Genomic DNA, 11,786 nt, shown 5'->3' with positions numbered 1-11,786 from the left:
CTTCCAGAGCGGACCACCGACATGGATGCACTGCTGCTTGAATCCTCCGCCATCGGCCTGATCCTCGGGCTGCTGCTGGGCCTGACCGGCGCCGGCGGTTCGCTGGTGGCGCTGCCATTGCTCCTCAGCCTGCACCTGCCGCTGCACGATGCCATCGGCGTCAGCCTCGGCGCCGTTGCGCTGTCGGCAGCCATTGGCGCGGTGCCGCGCGCGCGGCAGGGCCAGGTGGCGTGGAAGCCGCTGTTCTGGCTGGTGATCACCGGCTGGCCGGGCAACGCCATCGGCCAGTGGCTGGGCAAGTTCGTGCCCGATGGCTGGCTGATCATCGGCTTCTGCGTGCTGGTGCTGTGGTCGGCCTGGCGCATGTGGCAGGGCTCCAGCCAGCCGCGCGTGTCCGAACTGCCGACGCGCAACGGTCCGCTGCTTGCGGTGGGGTTGGCGGTGGGAGTGCTGTCCGGCCTGATGGGTGTGGGCGGCGGCTTCCTGATCGTACCGGGGCTGCTGTGGTTCACGCCGCTGTCGATGATGGCGGCAACCGCGACGTCCATGGCGGTGATCGCGCTGGTGTCCGGCGGTGGATTCCTGCTTTATCTGACCCACGCACAGCCACCGCTGCCCTTGCTGGCGTGCCTGGCGGCGGGCGGTGCACTGGGCGTGCTGTTCGGCAATCGCCTGGCGGTGCGCCTGGGCGGCGCGACGTTGCAGCGCCTGTTCGCGCTGATGCTGGTGGCGGTCAGCCTGTCCCTGGCGGCACAGAAACTGATGAGCTGACGCTCAGAACTCTTCTTCCTCTTCTTCCTCGACGCCGCTCCCCGGCGTCTCGAACAGCTCGGCCGCGCGCAACAGCCCGGCGAGAATCGCGTGCTGCTCCCATTCGGGCAGCCCGGCGAAGCGCTCCAGGGCGTGCTCGGGCAATAGCGCCGGGCTGTGCTTGAGCGCTTTGCGGCCATCGGCTTCAAGGCTCATCCACTGCTTGCGGCGATCACCATCGTCGCGCCGCCGCGTCAGCAGCCCCTTGCTCTCCAACCGGGCCAGTGCACCGGAAAGCGACGACTGGGACAGCGCCACGTGCCGCGCCAGCTGACCAGCGGTTATTTCCCCTTCCAACTCCACCACCTGCAGGATCAGCAACTGCAGCGGCGTCAGTTCGCCATCCCGGCCCAGGCTCTTGGAGTGCACCTCCGCCGCCTGTTGCAGGCGCCGCAGGGCCTGCAACATCGAGAGTGCGTGGGCGTTGCGCATCGAAGTCTTGCTGTCAGCCATGTCAGTCCACCTGCTGCTCCGTCATTTTTCCTCAATGAAATCAAATAGAACTCTCGCCGGATCGACGGGTCATCCCCTAAGGCGTCCGTGAGACGCCACCCACTTCATCCCCAACGGAGATCCGGTAAGGACATGTGCGGAATAGCAGGAGAGTTACGTTTCGATAAACAGGCTGCGGACCTTGCCGCAGTCGAACGCATCACCCATCACCTGGCCCCGCGAGGCCCCGACGCCTGGGGTTTCCATAGCGAAGGTCCGGTGGCCCTGGGCCATCGGCGGCTGAAGATCATGGACCTGGCTGAAGCCTCCGGTCAGCCGATGATCGATACCGCCCTGGGCCTGTCACTGGTCTTCAACGGCGCCATCTACAACTACCCCGAGCTGCGCCAGGAGCTCGAAGCACTGGGCTACCGCTTCTTCTCCGGTGGCGACACCGAAGTGCTGCTCAAGGGATACCACGCCTGGGGTGAACAACTATTGCCCCGCCTCAATGGCATGTTCGCTTTTGCCATCTGGGAACGCGACAAACGGCGCCTGTTCATCGCCCGCGATCGTCTCGGCATCAAGCCGCTGTACCTGTCACAGACCGGCAAGCGCCTGCGCTTCGCCTCCAGCCTGCCGGCGTTGCTCAAGGGCGGCGATATCGACCCGGCGCTGGACCCGGTGGCACTCAACCATTACCTGAGCTTCCACGCCGTGGTGCCCGCGCCGCGCACCCTGCTGGCCGAAGTGCAGAAGCTGCCGCCGGCCACCTGGATGAGCATCGACGCCGACGGCCACACCGAGCGCCAGCGCTGGTGGTCCCTGGACTACGGCCCGCTGCCCAATGAGCGCGAGCTGACCCTGGACGATTGGGAAGACCGCCTGCTGAGCAGCCTGCGTGACGCCGTGAGCGTGCGCCAGCGCGCTGCCCGCGAGGTTGGCGTGCTGCTCTCCGGCGGTGTCGATTCCAGCCTCCTGGTCGGCCTGCTCCACGAAGCCGGCGTCGAAGACCTGCTGACCTTCTCCATCGGCTTCGAAGATGCCGGCGGCGAGCGCGGCGACGAGTTCCAGTACTCGGACCTGATCGCGAAACGCTATGGCACCCGCCACCACCAACTGCGCATCGACGAGAACGAAGTCATCTCGCAGTTGCCGGCGGCCTTCCGCGCCATGAGCGAACCGATGGTCAGCCACGACTGCATCGCCTTCTACCTGCTCTCGCGGGAAGTCTCCAAGCACTGCAAGGTGGTGCAGAGCGGCCAGGGCGCCGACGAGCTGTTCGCCGGCTACCACTGGTACCCGAAAGTGGCCGGCGCAAAGGACCCGCTACAGGCCTACCGCGCGGCCTTCTTCGATCGCAGCCACGGCGAGTACCTGGACACCGTCCGCGAGGCGATGCGGGTCGAGGACGTGGCCAGCGAATTCGTCCGCGACCACTTCGCCCAGCCCGGCGCGACCGACCCGGTGGACAAGGCGCTGCGCCTGGACAGCACCATCATGCTGGTCGACGACCCGGTCAAGCGCGTGGACAACATGACCATGGCCTGGGGTTTGGAAGCCCGCGTGCCGTTCCTCGACTACCGCGTCGCGGAACTGTCGGCACGCATCCCGTCGCGCTTCAAGCTTGGCGACGGCGGCAAGCAGGTGCTCAAGGCCGCCGCGCGCAAGGTCATCCCCAGCGAGGTGATCGACCGGCCCAAGGGTTACTTCCCGGTGCCCGGCCTCAAGCACCTGCAAGGCAATACCCGCGCCTGGGTCAGCGAATTGCTGCTGGACCCGAGCCAGGACCGTGGACTGTTCGAGACGGCGATGTTCGACCGCCTGCTCAGCGACCCGGCGAGCGACCTCACTCCGCTGCGCGGTTCCAAGTTGTGGCAGTTGGCGGCCCTCAACCTCTGGCTGACGGAACAAGGCCTCTAGAGCCCGGCGGCGCCGTGCGTGGCGCCGCCTTCCCCACAGCCCAGGACAGATGCTTATCAGGGAGCGCACGATGAAACCCCATTCCAACCTGCCCCATCCCCACAACCAGAGGCTGCTGCGCGGCCAGACGCCGACCTACGAGCGCCTGCAGGCGCGCTTCGCCGGCGACCACGCGGAAAGCCACGGCCCGCTGATCCTGCAATGCGGCTGGGGCCGCCTGCTGATCGGCCATACCTTCTCCAGCCCGGACAAGCTGGCGGCCGAGTTGCTCAACGAACAACCCGGCGAGCGCGACATTGCCCTCTACGTCGCCGCGCCACAGCAGGTGCTGTCCCACGCCCCGCAGCAACTCTTCCTCGACCCCTCGGACGCGCTGCGCCTGTGGTTCACCGACTACCGCCCGGCGCGCCGCCCCTTCCGCGGCTTCCGCATCCGCCGCGTGCACAGCGACGACGACTGGACGGCGATCAACCGCCTCTACCTCTCGCGCGGCATGCTGCCGGTCGATCCCTCAAACGTCACCCCGCGCCACCAGGGCGGCCCGGCCTACTGGCTGGCGGAAGACGCCGAGACCGGCACGGTGATCGGCACCGTCATGGGCATCAACCACGCCAAGGCCTTCCGCGATCCCGAAGGCGGCTCCAGCCTCTGGTGCCTGGCCGTGGACCCGCAGTCCAGCCGGCCCGGCGTCGGCGAAGCGCTGGTACGCCACCTGATCGAACACTTCATGAGCCGCGGGCTGGCCTATCTGGACCTGTCGGTGCTGCACGGCAACCAGCAGGCCAAGTCGCTGTACCGCAAGCTGCGCTTCCGTGAACTGCCGACCTTCGCAGTGAAGTGCAAGAACGGCATCAACCAGTCGCTGTTCCTTGGCCCCGGCCCGGAAAAGGGACTCAATCCCTACGCGAAAATCATCGTCGACGAAGCCCATCGACGCGGCATCGAGGTGCAGGTGCAGGACGCCGACGCCGGCCTCTTCACCCTCACCCAGGGCGGCCGACGCATTCGCTGCCGCGAGTCGCTGTGCGACCTCACCAGCGCCGTCAGCATGAGCCTGTGCCAGGACAAGACCCTTACCCACCGCGCCCTCGACCGCGCCGGCCTGCGCCAGCCGCAGCAACGCCTGGCCGCCAGCGCCGAAGACAACGCGGCATTCCTCGAAGAACACGGCGCGCTGGTAGTCAAGCCGGTGGACGGCGAACAGGGCCAGGGTGTCGCCGTGGACCTGCGCACGGCCGAGGAGGTGGAGAGCGCCGTCGCCCACGCGAAGCAGTTCGACACCCGCGTCATCCTCGAGAGCTACCACCCCGGCAATGACCTGCGCATCGTGGTGATCGGTTACGAAGTGGTGGCCGCCGCCATTCGCCGCCCCGCCGAGGTGATCGGCGATGGTCGGCACAGCATCCGCAAGCTGATCGAGGCGCAGAGCCGCCGGCGCCAGGCTGCGACCGGAGGCGAAAGCCGCATCCCGCTGGACGGCGAGACCGAGCGCACCCTGGCCGCCGCCGGCTTCAGCTACGACGATGTGCTGCCCAGCGGCCAACGCCTGGCCGTACGCCGCACCGCCAACCTGCACACCGGCGGCACCCTGGAAGACGTCACCGAGCGCCTGCACCCGGCCCTGGCCGACGCCGCCATCCGCGCCGCGCGAGCGCTGGAGATTCCGGTCACCGGCCTCGACCTGCTGGTCACCGAGGCCGACCAGGCGGACTACGTGATCATCGAGGCCAACGAGCGCCCCGGCCTGGCCAACCATGAGCCGCAGCCGACCGCCGAACGCTTCGTCGACCTGCTCTTCCCGCTGAGCCGCGAACTCCTGCATCGCGACAACCGTGATCAGCCTCACCCCAACGAAGAGGCCCCGGCATGACCCAACTGCCACAACCCGACCTCAACTACCTGCAGCGCGTGCTGCTGGAAATGCTCGCCATCCCCAGCCCCACCGGTTTCACCGACACCATCGTGCGCTACGTCGCCGAACGGCTGGAGGAGATCGGCGTGCCCTTCGAGATGACTCGCCGCGGGACCATCCGCGCCACCCTGCTGGGCCGGCGCAAGAGCCCGGACCGCGCCGTCTCGGCGCACCTGGACACCATTGGCGCCATCGTCCGCGAGATCAAGCCCAACGGCCGCCTGGCCCTGGCGCCGGTGGGCTGCTGGTCGAGCCGCTTCGCCGAGGGCAGCCGGGTCACGGTGTTCTGCGAGAACGGCGTATTCCGCGGCAGTGTGCTGCCGCTGATGGCCTCCGGGCACGCCTTCAACACCGCGGTGGATACGCTGCCGATCAGCTGGGATCACGTCGAGCTGCGCCTGGACACCTACACCGCCAGCCGTGCCGACAGCGAATCCATCGGCGTGGCCATCGGCGATTTCGTCGCCTTCGACCCGCTGCCCGAGTTCACTGAGAGCGGCCACATCAGCGCCCGCCACCTCGACGACAAGGCCGGCGTGGCCGCACTGCTGGCCTCGCTCAAGGCCATCGTCGAAGCCGGCCAGGTGCCGCCGATCGACTGCCACCCACTGTTCACCATCACCGAAGAAATCGGCTCCGGCGCGGCCGGTGCGCTGCCCTGGGATGTGAGCGAATTCGTCGGCATCGATATCGCGCCGGTGGCCGAGGGGCAGAACTCCAGCGAACATGCGGTCAGCGTGGCGTTGCAGGACTCCGGTGGGCCTTACGATTTCCACCTGTCCCGGCACCTGCTGCGCCTGGGCGAGCGCCACGAGATCGCCGTGCGCCGGGACCTGTTCCGCTACTACCACAGCGATGCGCAGTCGGCGATCACCGCCGGCCACGACATCCGCACAGCGCTGCTGGCCTTTGGCTGCGACGCCACCCATGGCTACGAGCGCACCCATATCGACAGCCTGGCCGCACTATCGAAACTGCTGACTGCTTACCTGCTCAGCCCGCCGGTCTTCGACAGCGACGCCGAACCCAGCGAGGGCACGCTGGAGCGCTTCAGCAAGCAACTGGAGCACCCGGTGCACATGGAAAGCACCACCCATGTACCGCCGGTGGACGACCTGATCGACAGCACCGACAGCGGCGACCGGGGCAAGGACTCGGATAAGGGCAAGAACTGAAGCTGCACTCACCGCATCGCGGGACTACAATCCCGCGCTGCGATTCCGAGTACTCCGCCATGCTGATTCCTTACGATCTGATCGAAGCCGACACCCTGAACAACCTGCTGGAAGACTTCGTCACCCGCGAAGGCACCGACAACGGCGACGACACGCCCCTGGACGTGCGCTTAGAGCGCGCGCGCCATGCGCTCAAGCGCGGCGAGGCGGTGATCGTCTTCGACCCGGAAAGCCAGCAGTGCCAGCTGATGCTGAAAAGCGAAGTGCCGAGGGAGTGGCTGGAGGACTGATAGAGCGTCAGGAACTCCTGCAGCTGTCGATCCCGCTCAGATCACGGCGCGAGACGAGGCCCGAGCAACACCACGCTGGCGCCGATCACGCAGAGCGCCACGCCGACCCAGTCGCTCCACAGCGGGCGACTCTTTTCCACGAAGGACAGCCAGAACAGCGACGCGGCCACATAGATACCGCCGTACGCCGCGTAGGCGCGTCCGGCATAGTTCGCCTCGACGCGGGTAAGCAGCAGGGCGAACAGCGTCAGGCTGAGCAACCCGGGGATGATCCACAGGGCGCTCTTGTCCAGGCGCAGCCAGAGGTAGAAGGCGTAGCAGCCAGCGATCTCGCAGAACGCGGCGAGGACGAACCAGAGGTAATTGATCATAGATGCTTTCCGTAACGGGAGGCGCGCCATCAGCCGCGCAGGCCGCCCTCGCGCTCCCAGGCGCAACGCACTTTCAGCTCACCTTCGCGCGGGCTGTGGAAACCATTCTCGGATTCCCAGCGGAAAGTGTGGCTGCCGTTGACCTCGGTTTCCAGGTGCACCACCGCACTGGCCCAGTAAAGGCGGCGCAACAGCGCTTCGAACTGTTCGACCCAGAGTTTCCACTCGTACTCGATGGTCTGGTAACTGGCGCCGAAATGGATCACCTGGGACTGGTACAGGCCCGCGCCTTCGGTCTCGCAGCGGCTGAACATTTCGCGGCCCAGGAACGGCCAGGCCTCGCCCATGGGCAGGCTGTCGAGGACCTTGCGGTTGGCGGCGCGGCGCAGGCGGCGCTCCATCGAGTCGCCGGGCCAGTCGCGGATGCAGCCATAGACGATGGATTCACAGTGCAAGCGGGTTCTTCCTTCAATGACACCGGAGCCTTCTAACACAGGCCCGACGATGCGCAAAGCACGAATCCCAAGAGCTGGGCGGTAGCCCGAAAAAGCAAAAGCCCCGCGACATTCGCGGGGCTTTTACCGGGGTCCAACGTACATCAGCCAGGCAGGCCGGTGACTAAAACTAACCCTTTGCACCGGCCTGGGCAAGCCCTGTCTTTCATTGCACCGAAAGAGGGCAAAATCAGGAAAGGCTGCGGCGCTTGGCCTGCATCTTCTCCGCCATCTTGGCCATCTCGTCGTAGAGCGCCTGGGGGTTCTGCTGCTTGATCTGCCAGGCCATGCGACCCTGTTCATGAGGCAGGATCATGAAGACGTCGCGGGCCACTTCCTGGTGGATGTAGTCGGCGATGTCGGCAGCGCTGATGGGCGAGCTTTCCAGCAGCTTGCCGACCTGGGTCTTCATTTCCGGGCTGGGGCCGCGGAAGGAGTCCAGCAGGTTGGTCTGGAAGAACGACGGGCAGACCACATGGACCTTCACGTCCACCAGGCTGAGGTCGGCCAGCAGGCTTTCCGACAGCGCCACCACACCGGCCTTGGCCACGTTGTAGTTGCTCATCGCCGGGCCCTGCATCAGCGCGGCCATGGAGGCGATGTTGATGATGCGGCCCTTGCTCTTTTCCAGCAGCGGCAGGAAGGCCTTGCAGCCCTTGACCACACCCATCAGGTTGATCGAGATCTGCCAGTCCCAGTCCTCCAGCGACAGTTCGCTGAAGAAGCCGCCGGAAGCGACGCCGGCATTGTTGACGATGATGTCGATGCCGCCGAACTTCTCTTCGCAGTTCTGCGCCAGCTGGGTCAGCTGACTGTAGTCGCGCACGTCGCAGCGCTGGGTAAAGCCGTCGCCGCCAGCCTCGCGCACCAGCTTGAGAGTTTCCTGCAGGCCTGCTTCGTTAACGTCGGCCAGCGCCAGCTTCCAGCCCTCGCGGGCCCAGCGCAGGGCGATTTCGCGTCCGAGGCCGGAACCGGCGCCGGTGATCATGATGCGATTTTGCATAAGGGAGGTCTGCCTTTTCTTGTCTTGTTCGGGACGGGTGGTCGACGAGGATCTGTCGACGACTGTGGCCCGAAGTGTAACCAAGGCTTTCGACCATCAGCGGTGAAATCAGGGCGCTGAATGCCCCTGGCAAACCGCCGGCGCACTAGTGATTCACGGCTTGCAGGGTCAGGCCTGGGCGAGCACGCAGAGCTTGCCCAGCACCAGGGCGATGCCGGCGGAGACGAGCAGGTGGGCAGCGCAGTTGATACGTTCGCGCTTGAGCTGGGCAAAGCCCTGGATACGGTAGCGGAGGAGGAAGACGCCCAGCGCCACCGGAAGCGCCGGACCGAGGAAAACGAATTGCCAATAGCGGTCGGGGTCAACCACCGGGTCCAGGGTCATGGCTTCGGCCAACGGCGGCAGGCCCAGCCCGCACTGGACGAGCAACCACACCACGCCCAGCACAACCAGTACAACGCCCAGCATCCCTACGACTCCCTGATGGCAAAGGCCCAGTATGTTAGTACAGGCCTCCCCAGCGGGCTGTGCGACGAATCACCCTGTGGCGTATCAGCGCGGTGACAAAAACCGACTTACCTGGGGCCTCCGTGGTCGGGTGTTCCCCTCACCCCAGCCCTCTCCACTGGGATAGGGCTGGGGTGAGGGGTTTAACGGGTCACGCCGATCCACTCGGTCAGATACGTCCGAGCAACAACAGCACCAGCAGAACGACCAGTACGACACCGATGACGCCCGACGGGCCGTAACCCCAGTTGCGCGAGTGCGGGAAGACCGGCAGGCCGCCGATCAGCATCAAGATCAGGATGATCAACAGGATGGTCCCGAGTCCCATATCGTCTCTCCTCTTTCAGTCGACGAGGGGCGATGGCTCGCGGGATGCGATTGGCCAGCGCTTATGTGTTCCGACCGGGCGGTTGCGCGGAAGATTCAAAGAATCTGCACGCCGCCGGGATCAGCTCAGATCGCGGGGTAATGAGCCCTTGCGCAGGCGCAGGAACATCAACGCGGCAGTGCGCGCATCGCCGATGGCGGTGTGGCGACCTTCGATGGGAATTTCCAGGTTGCGCGCCAGGGTATCGAAGCGCAGGTCCAGGTGCAGGTCGGGAAAGCGCCGGCTCATCTTGCGGTGGTAGATCTCGGAGACCTCGACGCGGGGATTGTCGAGCCGCGCGCCGAGCTGCTCGCGCAGATGCCGGCGCAGTACGGCGACGTCGAAGGACAGGTAGTAACCCAGCAGCGGGCGGTCGCCGATGAACGCCTGTACCCGCTTCAGCGCCTCCGCCAGCGGCAGTTGGCCTTCGAGGTCGGCGCGGCGCAGCTTGTGGATGCGGATCGACTCGCCGTCCAGCGATGGCGGCGGTTCCACCAGCAGCTCCAGGCGCTCGCCGAGGATCAGCTTGCCACGGCGGATCACCACGGCGCCGATGCTGAGGATGTCGGCCTTGCGCGGATCGAGGCTGGTGGTTTCCAGGTCCAGCGACACCAGCTCCTCCGCCTCGGCCGGATCATGCCGCCACCAGTAGAGGCGACGGCGCCAGGCGGACCAGTGCGGATCGGGGGCGGCGACGCAGGCGTTCATCGGGTCTCCAGATGGAATTGGCGGGTCAGGCTCTGCTTGAACTTCTTCACCGTGTGCAAGCCGAAGCGCAGCAGGTCGCGCTCGTGGCGGCTCAGTCGGGAAACATCGAGCCCCTGCTCGCGACCGTCACGCTTGCCGTCCAATTGCTGGCGCAGGCGCAGTTGAAGGAACAGCTCGAAGGACTCGACCAGGTTGTCCACCAGCGACTCGTCCAGCACGCCGAGCGCCTTCAGCGCAGTCAGCCGGCCCAGCGTGCCGCGCTCCTCCAGGCCTTCGCGCACGGCCAGCACGCGGGCGCCGTGGACGATGGGGAAGATGCCGCCGCGCTTCACGTCGAGCTGCGCATCCTGGGTCTTGAGTTGGCCGAGGAAGGTCAGCGGCGTGTCGAATTGCAGCGCCGGCAAGGCGAGGTCGCTCATCCAGCGGCTGCTGTCGCCAGCCAGTTCACCCAGGCATTCGCGCAGGCCTTCGAACAGCCGCCGGTTGCCCGCCACCGGCCAGGCATCGGCAAGAATCGACAGGCGCATCAGTTGCTCCGGGCGCCCCTGCAACGGCAACTCGCGCAATTCGCGCTGCCATTCCGACAAGGGTTTGCACCACTCCGGCCGGCTGGCCATCACGCCACCGGGACATGGCGGATAGCCGAATTCCAACAAGGCGGCAGAGAAGCGCTGCATCAGCAGCAGACCCTGCTCCACCGGCAGACCGTCGTCGAGGATCAGGGCGTTGTCCTGGTCGGTTTTCAGCAGTTGCTCCGCGCGCCCTTCGCTGCCCATCACCAGCAGGCAGCAGCGGCCCCGCAGCACCGGCGGCACTTGCAGTTCGAAGAGGCGCTCGAGCAATTGTTCGTTCAGCGCGCTGACCAGTTGCATGATGAAACGCAGGCGGATGCCATTGCCCGCCAGGGTGGCGATCAGCGTGTGCAGGGTCTCGGCCGCGGCGCGCAGCTCGGCCTCGCTCTCGGCGCGAGCGATGCGCAGCGCCAGCACATGGGAGTGGGTGGAGAACAGGCTGAGCACCTGGGTCAGGTGCAACAGGCCGACCACCCTGCCCTCCTCGCACACCGCCACGCGTTCGATGCGCTGGCGGGTCATGAGGATCATCGCGTCGAAGAGAAAATCCCCCAGCTCGACATGGCTCAGCGGGCGGTGCGCCAGCGGGCCGATGGGTTGCGCCTCGCTGAAGCCGTCGCGGAAGTGCGCGGTCATCAGGTCGGTGCGGGTGACAATGCCCAGGGCACCTTCCTCGCGCACCAGCAAGGCGTCGGCACCACGGCTCAGCTGCAGGCGCGCCGCATCGCCCAGCGGCAACGTAGGCTCCACTTCAATGGCCGGCAACAGGTGTTCGGAGGCGATACGGGTGAGGATGAATTCGGCCAGGTTCTGCCCGTCGCGGCGCTCCAGCTGGCGCTTGCTGGCCAGGTCCGCGCGGAAGAATTGCGCGAACTGGGGATTGTCCGTGCAGAGCTGATGGAAAACCGCCGCGGGCAGTTCGTAGACGATGCTTTCTTCCACTGCCTGGTAACGGTGCTTGCTGCTGCCGGAGAGCAATCCGCGAACATCGAACAGGTCTTCGGCGCCATATTGCGCGAACAGCCTGCCGTCCTCGCCGCGCTCTTCGATCACACCCTTCATCAGGATGAACAGGCAGGGCACCGGCGCCCCCGCCTCGAGCAGTACTTCGTCGACCGTGTAGTAACCCACACTCAATGCATCGCGCAGCTGCTCGCGCTCCAGCGGACGAAGCTGGTCGAAAGGAGGCGAGGCGAAGTTGAAATCGTCGGACATCCGTTAT

General features: G+C 66.2%; 13 protein-coding genes. 5 read left to right on the top strand and 8 right to left on the bottom strand.

Annotated elements, in window-relative coordinates; translation table 11 throughout:
- Positions 1-21 precede the first annotated feature (21 nt).
- Positions 22-771, top strand: coding sequence for a sulfite exporter TauE/SafE family protein (locus GJV37_RS03035; protein ID WP_084357508.1), 750 nt, complete (start codon positions 22-24; stop codon positions 769-771).
- A 3-nt stretch (positions 772-774) separates the two neighbouring features.
- On the opposite strand, the gene GJV37_RS03030 is transcribed toward GJV37_RS03035, so the two are convergent.
- Positions 775-1,263, bottom strand: a complete 489-nt coding sequence (locus GJV37_RS03030) for a MarR family winged helix-turn-helix transcriptional regulator (protein ID WP_024766153.1) — start codon at positions 1,261-1,263, stop codon at positions 775-777.
- A 132-nt stretch (positions 1,264-1,395) separates the two neighbouring features.
- Between GJV37_RS03030 and GJV37_RS03025 the strand changes: the two genes are divergently transcribed.
- The 4 genes from GJV37_RS03025 to GJV37_RS03010 all read left to right on the top strand — a co-directional run bounded on the left by GJV37_RS03025 (position 1,396) and on the right by GJV37_RS03010 (position 6,542).
- Positions 1,396-3,165 carry an N-acetylglutaminylglutamine amidotransferase gene (locus GJV37_RS03025; protein ID WP_169889898.1) on the top strand — a complete coding sequence of 590 codons (1,770 nt, stop codon included), beginning with the start codon at positions 1,396-1,398 and terminating at the stop codon, positions 3,163-3,165.
- A gap of 70 nt (positions 3,166-3,235) precedes the next feature.
- Complete coding sequence (gene ngg, locus GJV37_RS03020; protein ID WP_037009261.1) at positions 3,236-5,035, top strand: N-acetylglutaminylglutamine synthetase; 1,800 nt, start codon at positions 3,236-3,238, stop codon at positions 5,033-5,035.
- Complete coding sequence (locus tag GJV37_RS03015; protein WP_024766156.1) at positions 5,032-6,252, top strand: osmoprotectant NAGGN system M42 family peptidase; 1,221 nt, start codon at positions 5,032-5,034, stop codon at positions 6,250-6,252. The genes ngg and GJV37_RS03015 overlap by 4 nt, the downstream gene beginning before the upstream one ends.
- 59 nt (positions 6,253-6,311) lie before the next feature.
- Entirely contained in the window at positions 6,312-6,542 is a 231-nt protein-coding gene (locus GJV37_RS03010; protein WP_193452132.1) for a YheU family protein, read from the top strand.
- A 41-nt stretch (positions 6,543-6,583) separates the two neighbouring features.
- On the opposite strand, the gene GJV37_RS03005 is transcribed toward GJV37_RS03010, so the two are convergent.
- The 7 genes from GJV37_RS03005 to GJV37_RS02975 form a co-directional block, all read right to left on the bottom strand.
- Complete coding sequence (locus GJV37_RS03005; RefSeq protein ID WP_024766158.1) at positions 6,584-6,913, bottom strand: YnfA family protein; 330 nt, start codon at positions 6,911-6,913, stop codon at positions 6,584-6,586.
- Between the two features lie 29 nt (positions 6,914-6,942).
- Positions 6,943-7,368, bottom strand: coding sequence for a hypothetical protein (locus tag GJV37_RS03000; protein ID WP_024766159.1), 426 nt, complete (start codon positions 7,366-7,368; stop codon positions 6,943-6,945).
- 229 nt (positions 7,369-7,597) lie between these two features.
- A complete protein-coding gene (locus tag GJV37_RS02995; RefSeq protein WP_038803310.1) occupies positions 7,598-8,410 on the bottom strand; it encodes an SDR family oxidoreductase in 813 nt (270 codons plus the stop codon).
- A gap of 168 nt (positions 8,411-8,578) precedes the next feature.
- On the bottom strand, positions 8,579-8,878 hold the full coding sequence (locus tag GJV37_RS02990) for a hypothetical protein (RefSeq protein WP_024763450.1): 300 nt from the start codon (positions 8,876-8,878) through the stop codon (positions 8,579-8,581).
- A gap of 208 nt (positions 8,879-9,086) precedes the next feature.
- Positions 9,087-9,245 carry a DUF3309 family protein gene (locus GJV37_RS02985; RefSeq protein ID WP_017522017.1) on the bottom strand — a complete coding sequence of 53 codons (159 nt, stop codon included), beginning with the start codon at positions 9,243-9,245 and terminating at the stop codon, positions 9,087-9,089.
- 120 nt (positions 9,246-9,365) lie between these two features.
- Positions 9,366-9,992 (bottom strand): 3'-5' exonuclease, encoded by a 627-nt coding sequence (locus GJV37_RS02980; RefSeq protein WP_024763449.1) that lies wholly within the window; start codon positions 9,990-9,992, stop codon positions 9,366-9,368.
- Positions 9,989-11,779: a DUF294 nucleotidyltransferase-like domain-containing protein gene (locus GJV37_RS02975; protein WP_193452131.1), complete on the bottom strand. Its 1,791-nt coding sequence runs from the start codon at positions 11,777-11,779 to the stop codon at positions 9,989-9,991. Before GJV37_RS02975 ends, GJV37_RS02980 begins: the two co-directional genes overlap by 4 nt.
- Positions 11,780-11,786: the final 7 nt, after the last annotated feature.

The organism is Pseudomonas nitroreducens (assembly GCF_010994165.1).
GTDB lineage: Bacteria > Pseudomonadota > Gammaproteobacteria > Pseudomonadales > Pseudomonadaceae > Pseudomonas > Pseudomonas nitroreducens.
Note: the sequence above shows the minus strand (reverse complement) of the source record. Positions and strands in the feature narration are given on the sequence as shown.